The sequence below is a fragment of the Fluviicola taffensis DSM 16823 genome, from assembly GCF_000194605.1.
GTDB classification, from domain to species: Bacteria; Bacteroidota; Bacteroidia; order Flavobacteriales_D; family Crocinitomicaceae; genus Fluviicola; species Fluviicola taffensis.
In genome coordinates, this window is the sequence record NC_015321.1 from 1,787,398 (window position 1) to 1,812,027 (window position 24,630).

Sequence of the window (24,630 nt, forward strand, 5' to 3'; positions counted from 1 at the left end):
GGGACCGAGGTTACTTTTTAATTCAATTATTCTTATAAAATCTCACTCAAAGAAGCAGTACTGTTGTAGAATGAAACGATTTCGTTTCTGCTTCCATCAAAGTAATCCTTCAAAATGTAATCCGCTAAATAATCGCGGTACTGATCACGGCTAATTTTCGGAAGGTAGATGTACCCTCTTCCCATTGGCTTGTGTTTGATGAATTTTTTACGTTCTAAAATTCTTACAATTGTTGAAACAGTATTGTACGCTGGTTTGGGATTTGGATACAAATCAACAATTTCTTTAACTGTTGATTTTTCGAGTTTCCAAAGGCGTAACATGACTTTTTCTTCTGCGGGTGTTAGTCTTTCCATGTTATTTTAAATTGCGGTAAGTTGCAAACCTAACAAAAAAAGATTTTACTTCCAAAAGTTTAATTAGATTTTTAGTTTATTTTTTAGCTCTTTTGCTAAACCGTTTTTATCTAAGTAAATATTGATGGTTTTCATGCGAAAATAGTTCTCAGATACATACAAAAATCCTTGTGGTAAATTGTCTGTTCCCCATGAGTTCTTTACTAGAAAATAACGTGTTCCATTTTGATCTTTGTAAAGTCCAACGATGTGCATTCCATGATCATCTGTTGTTGTTTTCCCATCGTACTCTTCTTGTCTTTTCTCTTGAGTAATCACCAATTCTTTCACAGGTTCTAAAAACGCATTCGATGTTTTTGCTGCTCCAGCATCATTGAAAGATTTATTGTCTTTTCCACGAATTTGAATCGTTGACTCATCTTCTGGGTAAATAGCAATTCCTTGACGGAAGTTAAATCCTTTCTCAGAAACGTCTGCTCCCCAAGCCAAAGTATATCCATTTTTCAATGCATTCTCGGCTACCGAAACTAAATCTTCTAATGGAACATTGTAACTATCTCCCCAAGCCCAGTTGTCTGGAATTGCAATTTCACAAGATTCGTAAAATGGATCATTGCTAAATGAAGTGATGGATACATAATCGTTCATTTTTAAACCTAGTGATGCTGCATAGCTAACAGGAGTATACTTTTTACCGTCTAAAGTAAATTCGGTAATATCTGGTCCCAAATAAGCATCTAGAAGAGAAGAAAATGCTTTTTTCCATTCTGTTCCAATTCCTTTTCCTTTTTGAACTTCTGCAAGAACTGTTTGCATAAAACTATTCAATACAGCGAACAATTCTTCGTGGTTGTAAGTTGTTTTCCCATTCGTCAATCCGGTGTAAACGCTTCTTGGAACAATTCCATAACGTTTAATCACATAAGGAATATCGTGAAATGCACCACCTTCAGAAAAGTTGATTTTTCCATCCATACGGATGAAACGATCGGCCTTTGCTTCATACGCTTTACGAACGATATACATTTCAGATAATTCTGCAGGATTTTTGTGTCCTAACCGAATCAATTCACTTTCAAAGAAAGATAAAGAGGAGAAGCTCCAACAAGTTCCAGTCATTCCTTGACTTTCTACAGGTGTAGCATCTAATTGTACGACTTTCGTGAATTCGTATTTACTCTCTGGGGCATTTGTTACTGTTTGAGCAAATGTAATTTGGGTACTTAAAGCCAAGGCTCCAAATAAAAGATGTTTTCTCATTTTTCTAGTTTATGGCCCTAAAATAGAAATTTAACAGCAATTAGACTTGTTTATTAATGTATTAAGCTGAGTTCGATTTAAAATTTTGTTTAGAATGTCTGTATATTCTTATACTTTAATAAAAACAGTGAAGGAATGGCTGGGCTATTCCTTTTAAATCGAACTCAGGTTATTAGTTGAAAACGTCTACCTGGAAGTGAACGGACTAAACCCTTGAATTCCAAACTCAACAAATCGCTTGAAACCTCGCTGACCGTTAGTGATGATAAATAACCAATGGTATCCAATGTTAGTTCTGTTTTGGTTTGCATCACGGAAACAATTTTTTCTTCTCTTGGATTTAATTCAATGAATAATGAACGCTGCTGAACTGGATTTTTTTCTTTCAAGTGCCAATTCATGGCTTCTATAATATCTTCCGAGTTGCGCGTCAATGCAGCTTGGTTTTTTCGAATGAGATTCAAACAACCTTTAGAAAATGGACGATGAATGTCGCCAGGATACGCAAAGACATCTCGGTTATAATCGGCAGCCAAACTGGCTGTTATCAATGATCCGCCTTTTTCACCACTTTCTATTACGATTGTTGCATCACTTAATCCAGCGACTATTCTGTTGCGCATTGGAAAATGAGCGGGCTCTGGTTTTTGTGAGGGAATAAATTCACTAATTAACCCTCCGTTTTCCAACATTCTTTCTGCAATTTTCCGGTGTTCACTTGGATACATTTTCGCCAAGCCATGACCCAAAACCCCCCAAGTTGGCAAACCCTTTTTTAGCGCTTCTTGATGTGCAAAAACATCAATTCCATAAGCCATTCCGCTTACAACTGTTACATGATGTGCAGCTAAACCATCAATTAATTCTTGAGTCAGGGCTTTCCCATAATCTGTTGCATGGCGGGTTCCTACGACGGAAATTATTTTTGGAGGATTCCAATCAATGTTTCCTTTGCTGTAAATCAAAAGTGGGGCATCGCTGCATTGTTTGAGCCTTCTAGGATATTCCTTTTCGGTGAAAAACAAAGTTGTTCCTCCAATGCGTTCCAGTTCGTGGAGAACTTTATCAGCTTCCATTAAAGCATTTAATCTCAATTTTAATGACACGAAATCAGCTGGAATCCCTGGAATTTTGGAAAGATTTAACCTTTTCTCTGAAAAAAATGCTTCTAAATCGTTGAAATGAGAGACGATTACCCGAGCTCTTCGACTTCCGATGCCACTTAAAAAAGTAAGTGCAATTTGATGATGAATAGTTGTAAAATTCAATTTTTAGACCTTTAGACTCTTGAATATAAGAAAAAACAGCATTACAATGCAAGCCCGAATTTTACTTTTTTCCATCCAAATTCATGTATTCCACCCAAAAATGACCAATAGTTCCTCTTCGCTCAAAGTTAAAACCCATACATTCTAAATAACGTGTACGGAATATCGCAACAACTCTTTTTAGGAGTATTTATTCCTTTACAAAAATTTAAGCTATGAAAGATCTAACTAAACTCTTCATTCTATTATTTTCCATTGCAGTTGTTTTTTGTTCTTGTACGGTTACAAAACGCCATTTTGGAAAAGGGTATTACATAGAATGGAATCAGAAACACCGAACAGCAGAAACAAATTCTTCAGAAAAAATAGTCTCATCAGAAGAAATATCGCCCGCTGAAACAGGATCTCAAAAAGACACCATTCAAGTTATTTCGAATGAATCAGCTCAAGAAATCCGACCTGTTATTGAATCAATTGAGCAACAAGAACCAGTAAAAAAGCAAGAGAAACCGAGAATCCTAAAAAAACTCCTTGAAAAAAAATTAGAAAAAATCGCAGATAAACTAAATCCAAGACCTGATGATAGATGGGATATGGAGGATGAAGAGCCAAAAATTCACCCTTTGACTTGGGCAATAATGGGAGTATTAACACTTGGTGTTGCATGTATTGGGCTAATGATGGTAAATATTTTTTTCATTTTTGGAGTTGGAGGGTTTGCATTTATTGGATTAATCCTTGGAATTATTGCATTGGTTTCAGTAAAAAAACATCCAGAAAAGTATAAAAAACGAAGATTAACAAAATTCTTTGCCTTGTTTACGATTATTGCTGGATCAATAGTTGTTGGGGTTTTAGGATTGTTTTTTTTACTAGCGTACTTACTCTATTAGCTATTGCTGTTGAAGAACGAACGAATGATTTGCGCTTTTGCTTTTCCAACAATAGCCGCCAAACTTTCTTCACTTTGTTCTTTCACACGTTTCACGGATTTGAAAGCTTTGATTAAATCCTGAACCGTTTTCTCTCCGATTCCTGGAATTTCTTCCAGTTCATTGCTCAGTGCGCTTTTACTTCTACGATTTCGGTGATGGGTAATTCCAAAACGGTGGGCTTCGTTGCGTAGATGCTGAATCACTTTCAATGTTTCAGAACGCTTATCGAGATACAGAGGCAAACTATCTCCCGGATAAAATAATTCTTCCAGGCGTTTTGCGATGCCGATGATGGCAATTTTCCCACGTAAATCTAATTTCTCCAAAGCTTCTAATGCTGCGCTCAATTGTCCTTTGCCACCATCAATAATGATTAATTGTGGCAAAGGCTGTTCTTCTTCCAAAAGCCGACGATATCTTCTGTAAACAGCTTCACGCATGGTTGCAAAATCATCCGGGCCTTCAACCGTTTGAACATTGAAGTGGCGGTAATCTTTCTTACTCGGTTTCGCGTCTTTGAAAACGACACAGGCAGAAACCGGATTCGTTCCTTGAATATTCGAGTTATCGAAACATTCAATGTGAGCGGGTAGTTCTTTCAAACGCAGATCAGTTTTCATGGTTTCCAAAATGCGATTGGTGTGTTTTTCAGGATCTTTTATTTTCTCTTGTTTGATTTTTTCCAATCGGTAAAACTTCGCATTTCGCAAGGATAGGTCAATCAATGCTTTTTTATCTCCTCGCTGCGGGGCAAAGAAACGAACGCCTTCCATCTCCCAATCTACGTCTGCTTCCACTAAAATTTCAGTCGCATTGCTTTGAAATCGCTCCCGCAATTCAGGAAGCACAAAAGTGATAATGTCTTGCTGTGTTTCGTCTAATTTTCGCTTTACTTCAACCGTTATTCCGTGAATAATTGCTCCATGATTGATGACTAAGTAATTCACAAAAACGGTGTCGTTATCTTCCACCATTGAGACAACGTCGACCTGATGAATAGTAGGGGAAACAACGGTAGATTTCGCTTTATACTTTTCAAGTAACTCAATCCGGGTTTTTATATCGTGCGCCTCTTCAAATCTGAAATCAGCGGAAGCTTGTAGCATTAATTGTTTTAAATTCTGAATAACAGTATAAATATTCCCTTTCAAAATTCCTTCAATTTGGTCAATCATTCCATTGTAAACTTGTGCCGTTTGCTTCTCCTCACAAGGACCTTTGCATTTTCCAATGTGGTACTCTAAGCACACTTTGTAATTTCCTTTTTCAATTTTGTTTGTAGCTAAATCGAGTGCGCAAGTTCTCAAGGGAAACAAATCTCGAATCAAATCCAGCAATGCATGCATGATTCTTCCACTCGGATATGGACCAAAGTATTTAGAGCCGTCTTTTACAAGTAACCGCGTTGAGAATACGCGAGGAAAAGGTTCTTTTTTGATACAAATCCAGGGATAGGTTTTGTCGTCTTTTAATTGAATATTGTATTTTGGAAGGTATTTCTTGATGAGGTTATTTTCCAACAACAAAGCATCCATTTCCGTATCAACGACGATGTATTGAATATCAGCAATTTTCCGAACAAGAATTTGCGTTTTTGCGTGATCGTGATTTTTATTGAAATAGGAGGAAACCCGTTTTTTTAGGTTTTTTGCTTTCCCAACATACAAAATGGTTCCATTTTTATCGAAATACTGGTACACGCCTGGTTTTTCAGGAAGTGTTTTCAGTTTTAATCCAATATCCATTTTTTTATCATCCACTATGTAAAGTTAATCAAGAAGTGGAAAATCACCAGTTGTTAGTTTGTTTAAATAATCGAAAGGAAAAAAGTTCTTTGGGACCAAAGTTTTGGGAATTAGTCTATTTTTGTAAAAATGTCAATCTATGAAGAGAATAATTGTTTTTTCTGTATTCTTAATTGCTTCAGCAACTGCTTTAGTAAATTGTAATGGATCTAAAAACCTGGCCTCAAAAATTAATCTTTTTCCAGTAGATCAAGATCGTCAGCTTGGGGCACAAGTAGCTGCAGAAATCGATGGAAATCCAAAAGAGTACCCACTTTTAGATTCCGCATCAAATAAAGAGATTTATCAATACTTGTACAAGATTCGAAATACGATTTTGAATTCTGGTCAGGTAAAATATAAGAGTGAGTTTGCTTGGAGGTTGCGTATCATTCATGATGACAGCACGTTGAATGCTTTTTGTACGCCTGGTGGATATATCTATGTTTATACAGGAATCATGAAGTATTTAGATAATGAAGCTCAATTGGCTGGAGTTTTGGGACATGAAATTGCACATGCAGACTTACGTCATTCTACTCGTCAAATGACGCAGATGTACGGAGTTCAGACACTACTTTCAATCATTGCGGGGAATCAGCAACAATTGGCACAAATTACTGCGGGATTGGTTGGTTTGAAATTTTCTCGTAATCATGAATCAGAAGCTGACAAAGCCTCAGTGACTTACTTGTGTCCAACAGTTTATCAAGCGGATGGTGGAGCAGGATTCTTTGAAAAAATTGCTGCAGCTGGAGGTTCTCGTCAACCCCAATTTTTAAGCACACATCCAAATCCAGAAAATCGCATTGAAGCATTCAAAAATTACAAAATTGAAATGGCTTGTCAAGGAGTAAATGATTTTACTTCTGAGTACAAGCGAATTATCGCAAAATTACCTTAAAATTTTATGCAGTTATTTCTTGGTGACGGAAGTTACATATTGGTTAATGAAGGAATAGATTGTTCTCTTCCATTAGAAGGAAGTGAAGACAATGTGCGAGCCTGGTACGTTTCAGCTCCAGTTATTGAACCCGTTCGCGAGAATGGTTGGGTGGGTGCAGTTGCTGAAGGCGGGAGCGTGAATTTTCGCTCTATTCAATTTAATCCTCATAGTCATGGAACTCACACGGAGTGCTTGGGACATATTACCCCAGATGTACATTCTGTAAATGGCGTTATTGACAAGTTGTTGTATAGATCATTGTTAGTTACTGTTTCACCAGAAATTCGCATGAATGAGGATGGATCTATTGATAGAGTGATTACCGCAAAAGTACTCTCGGAACTAGTTAGTGGATTTCAGGTCGAAGCGCTTATTATTCGTACACTTCCGAATGATTTGGGGAAAATGAATTTGAATTATTCTGATACGAATCCAGCGTATTGTGATGTAGATATTTTGCCTTTGTTGGATGAATTAGGAGTGCTTCACTTGTTGATTGATACACCTTCAGTTGATCGTGAAAAAGATGGTGGAATCTTGGGTTTTCATCATGGATTTTGGGGTGTTCCCAATCAAGAGCGTTTTGACCGCACAATTACAGAACTTGTTTTTGTTGCTGACGAAGTGATGGATGGAGAATACATGTTGAATTTACAAACAGCTCCCTTTGTCAATGATGCAACACCCAGCAGACCACTTTTGTTTCCTCTACATAGAAATGCGGAGGATTAAAAAAGAGTATATTTGTTATAGAAATTAAAAAAAGTGGCGTTATTTTTGGTGTCACAGATTGATAAAATAATAAAACATGAAACGAATTTTTGCTTTTGCGGTTTTAACTTTCCTAGTTGCAAGTTGTGCTCAAAAAATACCTTACACGGATCAGGTAAAACAAGATTTTGATTTAACGCCAGAAAACATGACGAAGGTTCAGTTTTATACTTCTTCGAATATTATTTTGGAAAAAAATCAATCTTCTGGGAACCAAGGAACAGGAACATCTGGAGAATTGGTGGTTAATTCATCTAAAACTCAAAACCGTGTTATTATTCCTACGAATACTAGAGGTATTTTCGAAAAGATTGGACCAAACAATGAAGTGATTGTTCGTTTTGAAATCGGATCGGGTAAAGTCATTAAGTTTGCTACTCGCGTTACTCAAACAAGTGGAAAATACTACTTGGTAGCTGATTGGAAAAATAATGGTGGAACGATGGAATATGGAAATGAAACATATACTATTTCATCAGGTGGAAGCAGTGCGTTTTTGCAAGTTCGTATCAAGAAACTTCAAAAAACAAAACGAAAAGACCGCGTTGTAAAAGGAATGAAAGTTTAATTTGAACGAATAAATTTATTTGAGAACGGGAACACAATTTGTGTTCCCGTTTCTTTTTTAACTTTGTAGTAATGGAATTTTTGCTTGAAAATTATGCCGTTTGGAAAGCACTTCACATCATTTTCGTGGTGAGTTGGTTTGCTGGACTATTTTATATGGTTAGATTATTTATTTATCATACAGAAGCAAACACAAAGCCTGATGAAGAAAAGCGAATTTTGCAAGCACAGTTTAATATTATGCAAAATCGGTTGTGGGTGATCATCACAACTCCCGCAATGATCCTTACAGTTGTTTTTGGAACATTGATGCTCATTGCTAATCCTGGATTATTAAAAATGCCTTGGATGCATATCAAGCTAACCTTCGTTGCAATTTTGTTGGTGTATCATTTTATTTCTCAAGGAATCATGAATCGCTTGAAAAATGGTTCTTCCAAATGGACTTCGGGTCATTTGCGTATTTGGAATGAAGTGGCAACTTTGCTCTTGGTTGCGATTGTTTTTCTGGTGATTATGAAAACGAGTTTGGGATGGCTTGGCGGAGTGATTGGATTCTTTGGAGTTGGGATTGCGTTGATGTTGGGGATTAAACTGTATAAGAAGTTGCGAAAGAATTGAATGACGTAATATTGCGGAATTACGTCAAAAAATATTTTTCATTTTTGTTGAAAACCACTTTTTATAAATCACATTTTTTTCTAAATTAAATAAGAAACGGAAAACATGGGATCAACAAAAAAGGAACAATATACAAGAATACAGCTTGATTACGCAGGTTATACTAAAGCATTAGGACATCCAGCTCGAATTTCAATCGTTGAATATCTAAATCATTATCCACGAGGAAAATGTAGGGAATTTGTTCGATTGACGAAACTTTCACGTTCTACAATTAGTCAGCATCTGAATGAACTTATTAATGCTGGAGTAGTCTTTGAAAGGTATGATGATTGGTCGAATGATCACTATTATTTTCTAAATCCAAGAGCTCGAGATCTGTTTATCGAAATAGCCCAGATTTTTTGTAATTGTCAGCCGATGACGTAATATTGCGGAATTACATCAAAAAAGCACCAATTCGAAAATAAGTGAATAACTTTACAAAAAGACTTTAAAATGACATACGAAAATATCTTGGTGTCCCAAAACGGACATACCCAAACAATTACAATCAATCGCCCGAATCAATTAAACGCATTGAATAAGCAAACGATTACCGAGCTGAATGATGCATTAAATGCAGCAAATCAAGATGCTGAAACAGGTGTGGTAATCCTTACTGGTTCTGGTGAAAAAGCGTTTGTTGCTGGTGCTGACATCAAAGAGTTTGCAGATTTTTCAGTAGAAAAAGGTCGCGAGTTGGCTGCTCAAGGACAGCAGTTGTTGTTTTCCTTTATTGAGAACATGACCACTCCAGTTATCGCTGCAGTAAACGGATTTGCATTGGGTGGGGGATTGGAATTAGCAATGGCATCACACATCCGCATCGCTTCTGCAAATGCAAAAATGGGTCTTCCAGAAGTTTCCTTAGGAGTAATTCCTGGTTATGGTGGAACGCAGCGTTTGGCTCAATTGGTTGGACGTGGAAAAGCGAATGAACTAATTTTTACAGCTGGAATGATTTCTGCAGAAGAAGCAAAAAATTGGGGATTGGTAAACCATGTTTGTGAGCCAGAAGAAATAATGGATTTGGCAAACGAATTGGCAGCTAAGATTTTGAAAAACTCAGGTACAGCTATTGCTTCTGCGATTCGTGCTGTAAATGCTTTGTATTCGGAAGGTGGACAAAAAGGATTTGATACGGAAGTAGAGGAATTTGGCAAATGTTTCGGAACTGCTGATTTCAAAGAAGGTACGGGAGCATTTATCGAAAAAAGAAAACCTAACTTCAGAGCATAATTGAATCCACTTAAAAAACTATTAGGGCAAACTGCTGTTTATGGGTTGTCAAGTATTCTTGGGAGAACTCTAAACTACTTATTGGTACCATTCTACGTTTGGATTTTTGAAGACAATCCGGATGTATATGGTGTTGTTTCTCAGTTATATGCCTTCGTAGCTTTTTTGATGGTGTTGCTTACCTTTGGAATGGAAACATCTTATTTCCGTTTCATTCAGGATAGTGAAAATCGGGAACAGGTTTTCCGGAATAGTTTTTTGACGGTTATTCTTTTAAATCTGCTCTTTTTCATAGGAATCTGTTTTTTCGATAACGGAATAGCTGATAAGATGCTGTTTCATGAAAACCCGGAGTATATCGTAATGATGTGTGCAATTGTAGTAATTGACGCAACATCCAGCTTACCCCTAGCAAAACTCAGAGCGGAAGAAAACGCCAAAAAGTTTGCACTCATCCAATTTTCGGCGATTGGCGTAAATATCTTATTGAATCTTGTTTTGTTGAGCTGCTTCTTCGATAAGCAAGATCCAAGCTCAGGAGTGATTTATATTTTGATTGCAAATCTGCTCTCAAGCTTGGTCAAACCCGTGATGCTTTACAAAGACTTCACAGCAATAAGCTTCAAATTTGACGCTGTATTATTCAGGAAGATGAGTGTTTATGCCATTCCGATTGTAATTGCAGGATTTGCAGGAATAATCAATGAAACCATTGACCGAATCATGTTGAAGCAAATGCTTTACGATCCCGCCAATGGCTTTACTGCAAAAATGGCGGATGCAGAAATTGGTATTTATAGTGCTTGCTACAAACTAGCCATGCTAGTAACGATTTTATTACAAGCATACCGTTATGCAGCCGAACCCTTTTTCTTTAACCAAATGAAGAATCAGGACCGCAATAAATTGTATGTCAAATTGATGAATTATTTTGTGGCTGCTGTTTGCTTGGTCTTTTTACTCGTCTCACTGAATCTGGATATTTTCCAATACTTTATTACCAGCAAAGTTTTTAGGGCAGGGCTAGATGTTGTGCCAATTTTGTTGTTGGCAAATGTCTTTTTGGGAATTTACTTCAACCAAAGTATCTGGTATAAACTCACGAATCAAACCAAATATGGTGCGTACATTTCCATTATGGGTGCAATTCTGACGATAGGAATCAATTACCTGTTTATTCCCAAATATGGTTATAAAGCAAGTGCTTGGGCTACACTGATTGTTTATGCATTTCAAATGGTGGTTTCCTATTTGTGGGGTCAAAAACACTTTCCGATTAAATACAACCTGCGCAAATTTTTCCTCTACTTGGGAATGAGTATTCTCATCTATTTTGTGTCGATTAAGATTCCTTATGGAGATCATTCCCTGATTAAGTTTTTCATGAATAACATGTTGATCGTGGTATTCATATATCTTGTTTTTTCAGTGGAAGGAATCAAGCTTTCAACGCTTCGTAGAAAATAAAAACCCCTTCAACGAAAGCTGAAAGGGTTTCAAAAGTTGCAAGATGTTCTTACTTAATTACTTTATAAGTCTTAGAAATACGTTCTCCCGAAAGGATTAACAAATACGTTCCATGAGAAACAGATTCCAATTGGTTCAATTCAATCAATCCTGAATTCAAATTAGGCATTTCCGAAAGCACTCTTCCGTTTAAATCAATCAACTTCATTGACAGAATCACACCATCTTTATTATCCACAGAAATGGAATTACTGAATGGATTTGGATAAATAGAAATGGATTCTAATGGATTTTCTTTGAGTTGGAGCGGAGTTGAAATGCTTGTTCCACTAAAGTAAAGAACACCATTTATTTTGAAGAAATCATTTCCAGATTTGTTCGGGCAGAAAACAGAGATTGTTAGTGCATAATATCCTGGACTTCCAGCCAAACCAAGTGTGTCAAGAATATATGTTGTATCCGTTGGGGTGTAAACGGCCCAAGTAACATACAAGTTCTGGTTGATTGAATCATAAACAGCTTGATACAATGAAGCTGAGTCAATTGTGTTGTAATCGATGATACAGTTTGTGACTAGATTTGAATACAAAGTGTCATTGATAAGACCGTTCGGATAGGGATTGTTTCCATAAATGGAAGAAGAATCTGCAATGATAAAATCTACAGTTGTTGAGTCATTTAAATTATCCCAAACTGTTACAGAGTAAATTCCAGCACAAAGATTTGAGATTGAATTACTGATTTGACCATTACTCCATAGTATAGCATAAGGTGTATTTCCTCCGCTTGGTGAAACGGAAGCAGAACCTGAGCAATTTGAAATGTAGTCATCAGCAGTATTCAGATTTGCTGATAAAGCATATAGCGTATCCTGACCAACACCACTTGAAAGTTCATTGGCACAGCCGATAGCATCTGTACACCAAACTGAATAGTGCCCAGGACATGCATTCGTTAAATTCTGGGTTGTATCACCGTTTGACCACAAATAGGTGTAAGGTGCTGTCCCACCAATTGGTGTAAAATTAATTCCCCCATCACACGAACCTTGTGGATATGGTGTGCAGTTTATTAGAGAAACTCCCCAAACAAAGCCAGCACAGTCTAGGATAACAAAATTGATGGTAGTGTCATTATAAAGAGCATCCCAGATAGTGACAGAATGGGTTCCTGCACAAAGATTATTTGCGAAACTTGTAGTTACACCGATATCCCATTGATAAGTATATGGTGCTGTTCCTCCAGTTGGTAATAGAGAAGCCGATCCGTTGCAATTGTTGTTGGTAAGATCATTTACTGAGGTTAAATGAGGAACAATAGGTGTTAATTGTGTGGAATCTACTACTGCTGGGTTGTAAAAAAGGATACAGCCGGCTGCATCCGTGCATTTAACACCGTAAAGAGCAGGACAAAGATTAGATAGAGATTGGGTGGTGACCCCGTTTGACCATTGATAAGTGTATGGAGCAGTACCATTAATTGGCGTGAAAGAAATTGCACCATCACAATTTGAGGGAGTACAATTTGTAACGGAAGCGGTATATGTAAAAGGTGAACAAGGATTAGTTATGGTGAAGTTTTCGTAAATCTGTACTCCCATTGAATCCAATATCAGCATGTAACCGGAACTACACAAGCCGGTGATCATGGTGTCTCCTGAAGAGATAACAGTTGAATCGTTCCATGCCCATGTCCATGTCCAGTTCGAGCTGAAACTAGAATAATCTGAAAAATTGGCTGTTCCATCACAGGTTGACTGACTGGTTGCGTTTGCTGTAGTAACGTTTTGTGCTGTACTTAGGTGAGAACTCGTCAGAACGATAAGTGTTAAAACAAGCAAATAAAGGTGTTTCATAGATTGAATTTTGCCCAAAATTAGTGATTTTCCTTCAATAAAAATCCCCACTTATGAAACAAGTGGGGATCCTTCGTTTGGCACAAAAGAATTTACTTAATTACCTTATAAGTCCCGGAAGAATTTTCTCCGGAAAGGATCAATAAATAGGTTCCAGATGAAATGGCATCCAATTGATCCAGTTTCACCATTCCTGAATTCACAGAAGGCATTTCTGAAAGAACACGTCCGTTCAAATCTACCAGTTTCATCGATTTGATGACGCCGTCTTTGTTATCTACCGAAATCGAATGTGTAAATGGATTCGGATAAATCGATATGTTATTGAGGGCATTTTCAGTGACATTCAATGTGGACATCCAAACTGTTGATCCGTCAAAATAGATCACGCTTTCAATCTTAAAGAAATCATTTCCGGATTTGTTTGGACAATATATGGCAATCATCAAATTGTAATAACCCGGATTACCAGTGAAGGCAAGTGTGTCATTGATATAAACCGTATCTGTTGGGGAATAAATCGCCCAGGTCACATACAAACTTTGACTGCTTGAACTGTAAACCGCCTGGTACAAAGCTGCCGAATCGACGGTGTTGTAATCGATAACACAGTTCATTACCAAATCCGTATACAAAGTATCACTGATTGTTCCGTTCGGATAAGAATTGTTGCTGTAAGTGGAAGCAGAATCTGTAATGACAAAATTTACAGTTGTAGAATCTGTTCCAGCATCCCAGATAGTCACCGAGTAAATTCCCGCACACAGGTTTGAAACAGAAGCACCATTAGATCCGTTGCTCCATGCAATGGTATAAGGAGCAATTCCTCCACCAGGAGAAACAGAAGCAGAACCGCTGCAATTATTCGTCAGATCGTCTGTTGAAGTCAGATTCGCCAAAAGATTAATTAGAATGATGGAATCACTAATCGTAATTGGTTGATCGATTATGCATCCATTTGCATCCATGCCAATGAAATCATATGTTCCAGGACAAAGTGAGTTAAAGGTGGCAAGGGGTGAAAATGTAACTCCATTATCTAATGAATATTGGTAACCTGGCAATCCTCCAGAAACAGCAACTGTTATCGTCCCGGTGCAATTTCCGTTGATTGTTCCTGTAGTAGTGAAACTCCCGGTAAAATTTGCACACGGATTCGTAATGGTAAAATTGGTCGTAATCGTATCCGCGTTATCCCAAACGGTTACATGGTAGTTTCCAACACAAAGATTGCCAATTGTAGAGGTTGTTTCACCAGTACTCCACAGGTAAGAATATGGACCTGAACTACCAGTAGGAGCTACCTGAGCTTCGCCTATGCAGTTACCAGTAAGATCGCCTGTAGTTGTGAGATTCACTGAGAACGGCGGCGGAGTTGCATTAACTACAACCACTTCGGATGTCATACAGCCATATACATTCGTGCAAGTAACGGTATAAAATCCGGAACATAAGTTAGAAATGGATTGTGTGTTGGCTCCGTTATTCCAGTTGAATGTAAAAGGAGCACCGGTTCCAAAGACAGTAGCTGTGGCCGAACCGTCACAAACTCCGGGAGCTGATGCAGGTGTTTGAGAGACAATAACTCCAAAAGTACAGGCATCATGGATTTCGAAATTGAAAGTAACGGAGTCTGTACCATCATAAATAGTTACCCAATAATTTCCCACGCAAAGCATATAAACAAAACTGGTAGTTTCCCCTGTGCTCCAAAGATAAGTGTAAGAACCTGACCCTCCTGTTGGAGCTAAGGAAGCAGAACCCGTACAATTGGCGGAGGAATCGACAACCGTGAAATTCGGGCTGATGACACTGAGAGAAGTATCTGAAAGAGTAACTGCTAAGGTTGCAGTACAGCCCATTGCGTCGATACAAGAAAAATTATAAGTTCCAGGACACAGATTAGAAATGATTGGAGAGGGCGCAAGAACGGACTCTAAATAATATGTATAAGGAGAGGTTCCTAAGTATGCGTAAATATAAATCTCACCATCACAATTTCCCGGAGTACAATCTGTGACTGAAGCGGTGGACATTGTCATATTCATACTCGAACAAGTATCGATTATTGTAAAAGAAACAAGTTGTGAATATCCAGTGGAATCAACCTCCAAGAAATAATGTCCAGCGCATAAGTTTGAAATTTGCTGGCCGCCAGATGCAATTATGGTGCTTGTATCATCTTCATACCAAACCCATGTGGAGGTACTGAAGTTTGCAGAATTGTTAAAAGTAGCAGATCCGTCACATGCTCCCGGACTTGAACAATTGTTAATAGGAAGAGAAATTTGTGCCGTACTTAGGTATGAATTTGTCCATACAATAAGTACTAGTAGGTAAAGGTGCTTCATCGTTTTAATTTTGAGAGGTGGTTTTTTGCGGAAAACCTCGTTCACTTTTGTGGACGAGGCTTCGCTAGAGATCGTTATTTAATTACCTTATAAGTCCCGGAAGAATTTTCTCCGGAAAGGATCAATAAATAGGTTCCAGATGAAATGGCATCCAATTGATCCAGTTTCACCATTCCTGAATTCACAGAAGGCACTTCTGAAAGAACACGTCCGTTCAAATCTACCAGTTTCATCGATTTGATGACGCCGTCTTTGTTATCTACCGAAATCGAATGTGTAAATGGATTCGGATAAATCGATATGTTATTGAGGGCATTTTCAGTGACATTCAATGTGGACATCCAAACTGTTGATCCGTCAAAATAGATCACGCTTTCAATCTTAAAGAAATCATTTCCGGATTTGTTTGGACAATAAACAGATATTGTAAGACCGTGATATCCTGGAGGTAAACCTGCCAAACCAAGTGTATCGCTGATATAAACGGTATCTGTTGGAGAATAAACCGCCCAGGTAACATATAAATTTTGGTTGATCGAATCATAAACTGCCTGGTAGAGTGAAGCCGAATCAATGACACTGTAATCGATGATGCAGTTGGTAACTAGGTCTGTATACAACGTATCGTTGATTGTCACGTTTGGAAACGGATTGTTACCATAAGTTGTAGAAGAATCCGCAATGATGAAATCTACCGTTGTGGAATCTGATCCGGAATCCCAAATAGTTACTGAGTAAATTCCTGCACAAAGGTTGGAGATGGAACCTCCGCCCTGGCCATTACTCCATAATACACTATAAGGAGCTATTCCTCCCGTTGGTGTAATAGAAGCAAAACCATCGCAATTGCCCGAATAATCATCGGTTGAGTTGAAATTTGCAGAAAGATTACTGATCGTTCCGATTGAATCATAAATGAAGACAGTTAGAGTAACTCCGCAGCCATTTGAATCCTCAAGTGCTACCGTGTAAGTTCCTGTACAAAGGTTAGCTATGGATTGAGTGGTTAAGCCATTTGACCAAAGATAATTGTAGGGAGCAGTTCCGTTGACGGGTATAACAGAAGCTGATCCGTCACAGCTAACAGGGTTTGAAGCAAAAACAGCTGAAGTAGTTCCTGTGAAATTGGCACACGGATTCTGTGAACTTTGAATGGTAAAGTTAACAGTAACTGAATCAGTTCCATCCCAAATTGTTACGGAATAGTTCCCCCCGCAAAGATTAGAAATATTATAGGTAGTTTCTCCAGTACTCCAAAGATAGGAATAAGTCCCAGAACCGCCAGTTGGGAAAGCAGAGGCAGAACCATAACAGAATCCATTAGTGTCATCCACCAAAATCATATTTGCATTGATAGATAGCATGGAAGAATCAGCTATTGTTGCTGTTGCACTAGTCGTACAGCCATTAACATCTGTACAAATGACGCTGTAAGTTCCGGCACAAATAAACGTTTGGTTCTGTACTGTTGCACCAGCGCCGTTTGACCAGTTATAGCTATATGGAGCACTTCCGCCTGTTACGGTCAATTGAATAGTTCCGTCGCAATTTCCGGGAGTGCAATTTGTTGTGGATAGATTAACAGTTAGATTTGAACACGGATTCGTAATTGTAAAGTTGAAGCTGACACTATCTTGATTTGCATCTTGAATAATGACAAAATAAGATCCAGCACATAATCCACTAATGGAACTGTTTGTGGAACCATTACTCCAGGTATAAGTATATCCACCTGCGCCACCAGTTGGAGCTGCTGAAGCTGTTCCAGAACAAGTCATGGTATTATCATTGGTATACGTAACATTCGGAATAATTTGTGCTGTAATTAGGTTAGAACTTGCTAATGCAAAAATCACTAATACAAGCGAGTAAAGGTGTTTCATAAGTTTCAATTTTGCTCAAAGCTAAATCATTAGAATTAATCCTGCAACTCTTTTTCATTTATTACGTATACAAAAATTGATTTTCGTAACTTTGTGTAATGCTGACAGTTGAACAACTCATAGGAGATTTATTATTGCAGAATAATTGTGTGATTATTCCTTCGTTTGGAGGGTTCGTTGCACAGCGTATGTCTGCAAAGATAGATCCAGTGAAAGGAGTGATGATTCCTCCTAGAAAATCGGTGTTGTTTAACAAGCAATTGATTAACAACGATGGATTGTTGATTGCAGCATTGTCTCAAGCAAATTCGATTTCTTATACAGATGCTTCACACGAAGTTCAAGCCCACATTTTAGAATGGGAGGCAAAACTTCAACTAGGAGGAAGAATTACTATCGATCGTGTTGGGAATCTGTTTTATGACCAAGAACGTAATTTATGTTTTGAGCAAGATCGATTCTACAATTTACTATTAGAATCTTTTGGACTGAGTGCTGTTCATTTTGTTTCTGCATCTGATGCGCAAGCAAAAGAATCGCATCAAACAATTTTGAATGTTGTTAAAGCGGTTGAAATAGAACAAAAGATAGTTGCTCCTATTTCAGAACCTTCGTTCGTATTGAATCACGAACCAATTGTTCCAGTATTGGAAGTTGTTCGAGAAGAGTCAATTCTTCATCCTGCAATTGCAGCTAAAAAGAAATCAACTGCTTGGCGTTATGTTGCTGCAGCATGTTTGTTACCCATTGCATTTTATTCGTTCTGGCTTCCTGTTAAAACGGATGTTTTGGAATCTGGAGTCATTTCACTTTCTGATTTAAATCCTTTTCATAGAGTAAAGCAAGGAACATATCAAGCTCCAGAAAACGCGTATAGTTTCAAAGAGCGGCCGAGTAAGAACCAACTTGAAAATTTACCAAAGAACGTAGAAACCTTTTCGTATGAAATGGATGAAGATACTTACGTTCCTGTTTCATTGAATAAGCAGCAGAAAGAAGTTGCAACCGTTCAAGTTGCATCAACACCTGAAACTCCAGAAGTGGTAGTGAAAGAAACTCCGAAACCCACACCAGCAATTGTTCCAGTGTCGAACAATTCAAAAGGTGGTGTTATCATTGTGGGAAGTTATGCCGCTAAAAAAAATGCAGAAGATTTAATTCAGTTGTTAGAAACAAATGGAATAACTGCTCAAATCGTTGAGAAAGACGGAAAAATTCGGGTTACTGCTGGAAATGCTTCCCAGTTTTCTCAATTGGAACCAAAGTTAAAAGGCTTAGGGATTACTCCTTGGATTCTAAAATAAGAGAAGAGAAAGCATTGCTTTCGATATGAAGGAAGCGCAAGCGCAGCTCTCTCAACAACTTTTTCATTTAGTAAATCTAAAAATTCTGTGACAGAATGCTTACGCTAAAGCTTCAGTACAAGCGTAGCTAAGGCCCAATTTTTAAATCGCTACTTGCAAACGCTTTTTCCAAAAAATATACGAAGTTGCTAAAACTCCCAGAAAAATAATTGGCGCTACAACCATTGAAGCCGGATCGTCACTTGTTGCATGCATAATACTTGCTGAAATCAGTGTGATACCAAAACCAGCATAAACCCATTCTTTGATTGAGCCTTTGAATAATGGAATGATTAATACGAGCGACCCAATGATTTTTGCTATTCCTAATTCAATGCGAAAAGCATCGTGGAATCCCATTTTTGTGAAATTTGCTTGGACTTCTGGTGATGTGAAATACATAGATGCAGAAAAAAGCATCATGACTGAGAATAAACTAGTTGTTGTCCAATAGATAATTGCGTTTTTTTTCATTTGTTGTTTTTTAGATCCTGACCCATCAAAAGCGTTGCTTTCTCTTATTGTTGGGATTGAATGATTGAGCAAAACTAGATGATAATTAGTATCTTTTTTGCCTATATTTCCTTTTGGAAACTAGTTTCCTTGAAGAAACTCATTGTTAAATCAGGCGGTTATCGCTGTATTTTTGTATTTATTATGGCAACAAAAGAGAAAATGGTGCATGAACCGGCCGCTTGTGCAGGAAGAATGTTGGCAATTAGAGACACTGTAGAATTGCTTTCTGGGAAATGGAAAATTCAGATCATCGGAACTTTGGTATTCGAGACCTCGATGAAATTTATGGAATTGAAGCGAAACATTCCAGGAATTGGAGCAAAAATGCTGTCTAAGGAATTGCAGGAATTGGAAATCAATCAATTGATTACACGAACTGTTTGTGACACCAAACCAATTACGGTAGAGTACAAAATTACGCCTTATGGTCTGACACTTGAGCCCATTATTGCTGAATTAGCAGTTTGGGGATCAAATCATAGAAAACATTTGTTTAGCACTAGTAATTAAAATTAGTGAACATAGACGTTTTTGAAAACCATACGGTACGGCATTTGAAGTGTAAAACTAGCGCTACGACTGGCTGAATAGACACATGTCTATGTGTATTTTAGAAGCGGAAAGTAACTCCAATCATTGCTTGGAAACCTTGCGTTGGGTAATTGTACCAACGTTTGTAACGCTGTGCTGCAACATTATTCAAGTTCAAAAATGCTGAAACACGTTTGTTGTAGCGGTATTCCAAGCTAATATTTGCATCCGCCAAAAATCCCATTTTCAATGCATATTGATTGTTTTCCTCCAATACATCATCTCCAGCAGCGAAAACTTGTACTCTTCTTCCTCCTTCCAAACTTACATCTGCTGTAAGAATAAACTTATCGTATAGATTGTAGGAGCCCCTTAAAATGAATTGCACTTGTGGTAAATTCCATGCAAAAATGTTGTTTTTAGCACTGTAAGAATAGTATCTTCCAATTAAATCAATTTTTACTTTTTCTTTCAATTGATAGTAAATCGACCCCTCAATTTTAGTGATATTCATGGTGTCATAAATCACGTTGAAGCGATTTCTTCCAGAGTAAACAGTGTCTGTTACGAAAAGTGCTTTGTTCTTCACATGTGAAAAACTGATAAAAGCATTGAATCCAATTCGTTTAGACAATGTTCCTTTGATTCCTACAAATCCATCAGCTGCTTTATGTTCATTTTGCAAGGAAACATTTGAAAGTGAGAACTCATTTTCATCCGTTATTTTTTTGAATGACTGTTGTGTTAGTCCACCAGTTACACCTGCATACGGAATCAGAATATCATTGAAGAGTGAATATTTCACTTCGGCAATTGGATAGATGTAGACCTTGTTTTTTGCACCCAAACTAGCAGTCAAATCAACTCCAATTTTTGCTTTTAACTTCAAGTTTTTAGAATAAGTACTAATGCTTGGTTTTAAGCTGATAATGGTGTTTTTTGTTTCCAATCCAACGTTTACCCCGCCAGGAATGGAGTCTTTTAAAACTCCGTATTTGTAGGAGTTGTGCAAAATATCTAAGTCAACCGCGAATATTTCACGACCCCATTTGTATTCTCCACCAGCACGGATTGCAAAGAAATTTTCGCGTGCATTCCAATCTTTCAATGAATCAGCTTTTGGTTTTTTATCGTTGAAATGTCTATATTCTAAACCGAGCTTCCAGTTTAATCCTAAACTGTCGTGGGCATGTGAATGAAATCCACCTTTTAAACCAAAGGTATTGAAACGTTGTGCTATGCTGTCTTTATTGGCGTTTTCATTCGGAAAACCGTAGAAATGAAGTCCTTGGTTTCTATAATAAGATTCTACATCCCAACTGTATTTCTTCTCATTGATTCCCACAAAACCCCTCACATTGGTGCGATCAAAATTAGCAGGAGCCACATTTCTCATTTTTCCAAAAGAGCTGATATGATGTAAGTGTCCACCATAATTTAATTTTCTGCTGCGGCCATTGTTGTAGTAAACTTCTGCAAGAGGCATCAAGATTGATCCGATTCCAATGCGTGCGTATCCATTATACAATTGCGGTAATTTTTGCTGCAAGTTTACTTTTGCAGGCTCAATCTTTGGAATCTCAAATGTTGGTTCGTAATTGATAGATAACAAAGGGTAAGAAGTTGTAGGAGTTGGAAAAACGGTGTCCAAAATTTTAGGCTGTGAAGTCTGACGGTACGCCGTTTCAATGGAGCGATTCCCTTCAGTTACTAAAATAACTTCATTGCCTTCTTGCCCGAACAGATTCGAAAAAGATCCAATCAATACTGCACTTACAAGCGTTAATATGTGTGTACCTCTTTTCATTATTTCCCTGTTTTTACATCCACATCAATAACCGTTGGGTCACTTGGATTGGTAATTGTTTTTGGCTGTGTTTTCAATTGCATAATCTCATCGTATAACTCACCAGCTTCCTGTAAGATTCCATTATCTTTTATGGGGTAATGATCAATAACAGACTTGATTGTATTTTCGGCTTGGAACAGGTCTTTTTTCTGAAGTAACACTTTTGTTTGTAGAATCAACCCTTTTGCAATCCAGTAATCATAACCCGGTTTCATTTTTAGCAACTCCCGAATAACCGCTTCTGCTTTCGTATAATCTGCTTGAGAGAATGCATTTTCTGCAAGCATATATTTCGATTCTGCTGCCCAAATGGTAGTTGCATTTTTAACGACATATTCCAGCGAAATTTCTGCTTCTGCGACTCTCTTTTCTTTGGAAAGAGAAACCCCTTTGATGTATTCAGCCTCCAATTTTAGTTGTGTAGTTTGCTGAACACCCAGCACCTTTTGAGCATACTCTACCGCATTTGCGTAGTTCTCTAACAAGAAATGACAACGCATTAAACCAATTCGCGCATTGTTCAAATATTCTGGATTGGAGCTAGACTCTTCCGTTCGTTTGTAGTAAGGAAGCGCGGCTTCTTTTTGGGTTCCGTTGAACAAGAATTTTGCTGTTCGAACGGAAGCTAATTCTGTATAATCGTCATTTGGACCAGCAAGTGTAATTTTGTAAATGGCAATTGCATCCGATTCTTTTTTCAAACGGTACAAGGCATCTGCTTTTTGATTCATGGCATCTCTGTAGAATTTACCATTCGGATACTTGTTCAAATACTTGTCGAATTCAACAATGGAAGCATTCCACTCTGATTTTTCATACAAATCAAATCCTTGGCGGTAGTATTCATCTTCCACTTGAGTTGCAATGGAATCTGCACAACTGTATTTACCAGCCAAGCTTTCAATTTTATTTAATAAACGCTGCGCACGGTATACATCTGCCAAAGAAGTTACCTCGCGTTCACAAATGGTATCGTTGAGATTGAATTCGTTTAGAACTTTTAAGTAAAAGGTTTCCGCCTGATTGAAGTTACTTCGTTTGAAAGCAATATCTCCCAAATAATGATAAGCTTCTGGAACTCTGGAACTAGTTGGATAATCGGAAATGATTTGTTTGTAATAGCGCTCTGCCTTATCCAAGTTCTCTCTTTGATAATACACCAATGCAATTTCTTCAATAGAACGTTGCATGTATCTGGATTTGGGGTAATTATTGATTAAATCAGTTAAACTTTGGATTTTTTCATCGCTTTTACCCATGTATCCATACGTACGTGCCATGTAATACAAGGCTTGATCGTCGTATCCAACTTTTAAGTTATAAGCTGCTTTGTAATTGTCAATAGCCAATTGATTGATACCATTATCCGCTTTTGGATTTCTAAAGTATTCATCTCCTACGCGCATGTGAGCATCCGCTTTTTTGTTTAAATCAGTAAGATTTGACTCTTTCAGGTAATTTCTAAAGGCATCTTGGGTTTTAATAGGGTCTTTTAAAGCTAAATAAGCGTAACCAGTATTATACATTGCATCGCTTCTTAAACCACTCGATTGAGAGCCAGACATTCCCATAAACTGACTATATTTTTTCACCGCTTCTGAGTACTTTTTCAAGTAGAATTCCGCATCGGCGCTCCAATACATGGCCTTTGCGCTTACTTCTGGGCTAATTGGATATTTATCAACCAGTTCAAATGCTTTGATTGCGTTTTGATATTCTGATTTTTGGAACAACTCAACCCCTCTGTTAAAGGCAATTAGTTGGTATGCCGACTTTAACTTGATGTCTTTGATGCTGATTTGATCCAAAGATTCTAAAGCTTTTTGGTAATTTTTAGTAGATGTATAGACATTTACCAAGTACTGATAAATAACTGGTTTGCGCTTCGAATCGGGGTATTTATCAAGATATAATTTGAATGCTTCAACTGCTTCGTCATAAGCATTCATGTCCAATTTGTAGGAAAGCAAAGCATAATTGTAAAGCGCATCCTCCTGAATCATTTTGTCCATGTCCAACTCACTCGCTGCTTCAAAGGCCGTTCTTGCATAAACGAGTTCTCCCAAGTTGGTATAACATTCTCCCGCATGGTAAAGTGCAATCTGACCAAGCACATCCTTTTCACGGGCAACGCGGTCGAAGTATTTTACTGCTTTTGTGCAATTAGAGGTTCTGGAGTAAGTCAATGCTAAGGCATAATCATCGTCTCGGGTTGTGTTGGATTTTGCGTTGTAGAATTCCAAATAAGGAAGTGCTTCGTCGTATTTTTCAAGGTGAAAGTAACTGTCTCCGATAATGTGGCTGATTTCTACTTGTTCCGCTGGTTTCAAACTATCTACTTTGCTTGGTGCAAAATCTACAACTTCTTGGTATTTGTGTTGGATATAGTAAATCTGCGTAATGTAATAGGGAACAACGCGGTTGAATCGGTTGTCAATCAACAATTTTTCAAATCCTTCCAATGCTGTTTGGAACGAACTATCCAAATAACAAATGTGTGAATAGTAGTATAAACTTGGCGCACCATATTGACTGCTTGAATCTTTTACTTCGTAAAAAGCCAATTTAGATTCTGGATATTGCTTCTCATCGAAGTAAGCATATCCCAATTTGAAGTAATATTCCTCTTGATTTTCTTTCTCAACAGAAGATCTATTCAGCTGATTAAAGTAAACAATCGATCTTTTGTAATCCTTTTTTTGATAATAATAGCGCCCAATTTGGAAAAGAATATTGTCTCGGTAAATGCTTTCAGGGTATTCCCGATTGAATGTTTCCAATAAATCGATTGCATCATTGTTGAAGAGTTCTAATGCGGAAAGACCTTCGTAATACAAGGCTTTGATATAGTATGAGTCATTCTTAGAACCCTTGTAATCCGTTATAAACAGCCGAAATTCTTTGCGTGCGGCACTGTATTGTTCTTTCTCAAACAAATCTTCTGCTTTGTAGAATCCACTGAGAGGAGAATGGTACTTCTCGCTCACTTGGGACCATGCCGAAGAGCTTGCAACAAGTAAAAAAAGGAAAACAATAATCCGCATTA

The 24,630-nt window shown here is 37.7% G+C and carries 20 protein-coding genes; 10 read left to right on the forward strand and 10 right to left on the reverse strand.

Annotated elements, in window-relative coordinates; all coding sequences use genetic code 11:
- Window positions 1-32 precede the first annotated feature (32 nt).
- The 3 genes from FLUTA_RS07865 to dprA all read right to left on the reverse strand — a co-directional run bounded on the left by FLUTA_RS07865 (window position 33) and on the right by dprA (window position 2,884).
- Complete coding sequence (locus FLUTA_RS07865; RefSeq protein WP_013686331.1) at window positions 33-356, reverse strand: BlaI/MecI/CopY family transcriptional regulator; 324 nt, start codon at window positions 354-356, stop codon at window positions 33-35.
- Window positions 357-419: 63 nt separating this feature from the next.
- On the reverse strand, window positions 420-1,616 hold the full coding sequence (locus FLUTA_RS07870) for a C1 family peptidase (RefSeq protein WP_013686332.1): 1,197 nt from the start codon (window positions 1,614-1,616) through the stop codon (window positions 420-422).
- 164 nt (window positions 1,617-1,780) lie between these two features.
- Window positions 1,781-2,884, reverse strand: a complete 1,104-nt coding sequence (dprA, locus tag FLUTA_RS07875; RefSeq protein WP_013686333.1) for a DNA-processing protein DprA — start codon at window positions 2,882-2,884, stop codon at window positions 1,781-1,783.
- A 215-nt stretch (window positions 2,885-3,099) separates the two neighbouring features.
- Here dprA and FLUTA_RS07880 point away from each other — a divergent pair, with 215 nt between their 5' ends.
- Window positions 3,100-3,777, forward strand: coding sequence for a DUF4190 domain-containing protein (locus FLUTA_RS07880; RefSeq protein ID WP_013686334.1), 678 nt, complete (start codon window positions 3,100-3,102; stop codon window positions 3,775-3,777).
- On the opposite strand, the gene uvrC is transcribed toward FLUTA_RS07880, so the two are convergent.
- On the reverse strand, window positions 3,774-5,564 hold the full coding sequence (uvrC, locus tag FLUTA_RS07885; RefSeq protein ID WP_013686335.1) for an excinuclease ABC subunit UvrC: 1,791 nt from the start codon (window positions 5,562-5,564) through the stop codon (window positions 3,774-3,776). The genes FLUTA_RS07880 and uvrC overlap by 4 nt on opposite strands.
- Window positions 5,565-5,703: 139 nt before the next feature.
- On the opposite strand from uvrC, the gene FLUTA_RS07890 reads away from it, so the two are divergent.
- The 7 genes from FLUTA_RS07890 (at window position 5,704) to FLUTA_RS07920 (ending at window position 11,256) form a co-directional block, all read left to right on the forward strand.
- Entirely contained in the window at window positions 5,704-6,507 is an 804-nt protein-coding gene (locus FLUTA_RS07890; RefSeq protein ID WP_013686336.1) for a M48 family metalloprotease, read from the forward strand.
- Window positions 6,508-6,513: 6 nt separating this feature from the next.
- Window positions 6,514-7,281 (forward strand): cyclase family protein, encoded by a 768-nt coding sequence (locus FLUTA_RS07895; protein ID WP_013686337.1) that lies wholly within the window; start codon window positions 6,514-6,516, stop codon window positions 7,279-7,281.
- Window positions 7,282-7,357: 76 nt separating this feature from the next.
- Window positions 7,358-7,888, forward strand: a complete 531-nt coding sequence (locus FLUTA_RS07900; protein ID WP_013686338.1) for a hypothetical protein — start codon at window positions 7,358-7,360, stop codon at window positions 7,886-7,888.
- A gap of 71 nt (window positions 7,889-7,959) precedes the next feature.
- Complete coding sequence (hemJ, locus tag FLUTA_RS07905) at window positions 7,960-8,508, forward strand: protoporphyrinogen oxidase HemJ (RefSeq protein ID WP_013686339.1); 549 nt, start codon at window positions 7,960-7,962, stop codon at window positions 8,506-8,508.
- Between the two features lie 105 nt (window positions 8,509-8,613).
- Window positions 8,614-8,937 carry an ArsR/SmtB family transcription factor gene (locus FLUTA_RS20675; protein WP_013686340.1) on the forward strand — a complete coding sequence of 108 codons (324 nt, stop codon included), beginning with the start codon at window positions 8,614-8,616 and terminating at the stop codon, window positions 8,935-8,937.
- A gap of 69 nt (window positions 8,938-9,006) precedes the next feature.
- Complete coding sequence (locus FLUTA_RS07915; RefSeq protein WP_013686341.1) at window positions 9,007-9,789, forward strand: enoyl-CoA hydratase/isomerase family protein; 783 nt, start codon at window positions 9,007-9,009, stop codon at window positions 9,787-9,789.
- Window positions 9,790-11,256 carry an oligosaccharide flippase family protein gene (locus FLUTA_RS07920; RefSeq protein ID WP_013686342.1) on the forward strand — a complete coding sequence of 489 codons (1,467 nt, stop codon included), beginning with the start codon at window positions 9,790-9,792 and terminating at the stop codon, window positions 11,254-11,256.
- 49 nt (window positions 11,257-11,305) lie between these two features.
- Here the strand turns inward: FLUTA_RS07920 and FLUTA_RS07925 are convergent, their stop codons facing one another.
- From FLUTA_RS07925 to FLUTA_RS07935, 3 genes are all read right to left on the reverse strand, one after another.
- Complete coding sequence (locus FLUTA_RS07925) at window positions 11,306-13,111, reverse strand: T9SS type A sorting domain-containing protein (RefSeq protein WP_013686343.1); 1,806 nt, start codon at window positions 13,109-13,111, stop codon at window positions 11,306-11,308.
- A gap of 92 nt (window positions 13,112-13,203) precedes the next feature.
- The gene (locus FLUTA_RS07930) at window positions 13,204-15,462 is read right to left on the reverse strand and encodes a T9SS type A sorting domain-containing protein (protein ID WP_013686344.1); all 2,259 of its coding nucleotides are present in this window, start codon (window positions 15,460-15,462) and stop codon (window positions 13,204-13,206) included.
- A gap of 74 nt (window positions 15,463-15,536) precedes the next feature.
- The gene (locus FLUTA_RS07935) at window positions 15,537-17,345 is read right to left on the reverse strand and encodes a T9SS type A sorting domain-containing protein (RefSeq protein WP_013686345.1); all 1,809 of its coding nucleotides are present in this window, start codon (window positions 17,343-17,345) and stop codon (window positions 15,537-15,539) included.
- A 98-nt stretch (window positions 17,346-17,443) separates the two neighbouring features.
- Here FLUTA_RS07935 and FLUTA_RS07940 point away from each other — a divergent pair, with 98 nt between their 5' ends.
- Complete coding sequence (locus FLUTA_RS07940; protein WP_013686346.1) at window positions 17,444-18,649, forward strand: HU domain-containing protein; 1,206 nt, start codon at window positions 17,444-17,446, stop codon at window positions 18,647-18,649.
- 141 nt (window positions 18,650-18,790) lie between these two features.
- On the opposite strand, the gene FLUTA_RS07945 is transcribed toward FLUTA_RS07940, so the two are convergent.
- A complete protein-coding gene (locus FLUTA_RS07945; RefSeq protein WP_013686347.1) occupies window positions 18,791-19,162 on the reverse strand; it encodes a DoxX family protein in 372 nt (123 codons plus the stop codon).
- A 129-nt stretch (window positions 19,163-19,291) separates the two neighbouring features.
- Between FLUTA_RS07945 and FLUTA_RS07950 the strand changes: the two genes are divergently transcribed.
- Complete coding sequence (locus tag FLUTA_RS07950; RefSeq protein WP_342630456.1) at window positions 19,292-19,714, forward strand: winged helix-turn-helix transcriptional regulator; 423 nt, start codon at window positions 19,292-19,294, stop codon at window positions 19,712-19,714.
- Window positions 19,715-19,814: 100 nt separating this feature from the next.
- Here FLUTA_RS07950 and FLUTA_RS07955 read toward each other — a convergent pair whose 3' ends face one another.
- Together FLUTA_RS07955 and FLUTA_RS07960 are read right to left on the reverse strand one after the other, a co-directional pair.
- On the reverse strand, window positions 19,815-21,542 hold the full coding sequence (locus tag FLUTA_RS07955; RefSeq protein ID WP_013686349.1) for a TonB-dependent receptor: 1,728 nt from the start codon (window positions 21,540-21,542) through the stop codon (window positions 19,815-19,817).
- On the reverse strand, window positions 21,542-24,628 hold the full coding sequence (locus FLUTA_RS07960; protein WP_013686350.1) for a tetratricopeptide repeat protein: 3,087 nt from the start codon (window positions 24,626-24,628) through the stop codon (window positions 21,542-21,544). The genes FLUTA_RS07955 and FLUTA_RS07960 overlap by 1 nt, the downstream gene beginning before the upstream one ends.
- Window positions 24,629-24,630 lie beyond the last annotated feature (2 nt).

Excerpts from the sequence above, each read along its gene's own strand:
- FLUTA_RS07865 (WP_013686331.1), bottom strand. The coding sequence starts at position 356 with ATGGAAAGACTAACACCCGCAGAAGAAAAAGTCATGTTACGCCTTTGG.
- FLUTA_RS07870 (WP_013686332.1), bottom strand. The coding sequence starts at position 1,616 with ATGAGAAAACATCTTTTATTTGGAGCCTTGGCTTTAAGTACCCAAATT.
- FLUTA_RS07880 (WP_013686334.1), top strand. The coding sequence starts at position 3,100 with ATGAAAGATCTAACTAAACTCTTCATTCTATTATTTTCCATTGCAGTT.
- uvrC (WP_013686335.1), bottom strand. The coding sequence starts at position 5,564 with ATGGATATTGGATTAAAACTGAAAACACTTCCTGAAAAACCAGGCGTG.
- FLUTA_RS07890 (WP_013686336.1), top strand. The coding sequence starts at position 5,704 with ATGAAGAGAATAATTGTTTTTTCTGTATTCTTAATTGCTTCAGCAACT.
- FLUTA_RS07895 (WP_013686337.1), top strand. The coding sequence starts at position 6,514 with ATGCAGTTATTTCTTGGTGACGGAAGTTACATATTGGTTAATGAAGGA.
- FLUTA_RS07900 (WP_013686338.1), top strand. The coding sequence starts at position 7,358 with ATGAAACGAATTTTTGCTTTTGCGGTTTTAACTTTCCTAGTTGCAAGT.
- hemJ (WP_013686339.1), top strand. The coding sequence starts at position 7,960 with ATGGAATTTTTGCTTGAAAATTATGCCGTTTGGAAAGCACTTCACATC.
- FLUTA_RS20675 (WP_013686340.1), top strand. The coding sequence starts at position 8,614 with ATGGGATCAACAAAAAAGGAACAATATACAAGAATACAGCTTGATTAC.
- FLUTA_RS07915 (WP_013686341.1), top strand. The coding sequence starts at position 9,007 with ATGACATACGAAAATATCTTGGTGTCCCAAAACGGACATACCCAAACA.
- FLUTA_RS07925 (WP_013686343.1), bottom strand. The coding sequence starts at position 13,111 with ATGAAACACCTTTATTTGCTTGTTTTAACACTTATCGTTCTGACGAGT.
- FLUTA_RS07930 (WP_013686344.1), bottom strand. The coding sequence starts at position 15,462 with ATGAAGCACCTTTACCTACTAGTACTTATTGTATGGACAAATTCATAC.
- FLUTA_RS07935 (WP_013686345.1), bottom strand. The coding sequence starts at position 17,345 with ATGAAACACCTTTACTCGCTTGTATTAGTGATTTTTGCATTAGCAAGT.
- FLUTA_RS07940 (WP_013686346.1), top strand. The coding sequence starts at position 17,444 with ATGCTGACAGTTGAACAACTCATAGGAGATTTATTATTGCAGAATAAT.
- FLUTA_RS07945 (WP_013686347.1), bottom strand. The coding sequence starts at position 19,162 with ATGAAAAAAAACGCAATTATCTATTGGACAACAACTAGTTTATTCTCA.
- FLUTA_RS07955 (WP_013686349.1), bottom strand. The coding sequence starts at position 21,542 with ATGAAAAGAGGTACACACATATTAACGCTTGTAAGTGCAGTATTGATT.
- FLUTA_RS07960 (WP_013686350.1), bottom strand. The coding sequence starts at position 24,628 with ATGCGGATTATTGTTTTCCTTTTTTTACTTGTTGCAAGCTCTTCGGCA.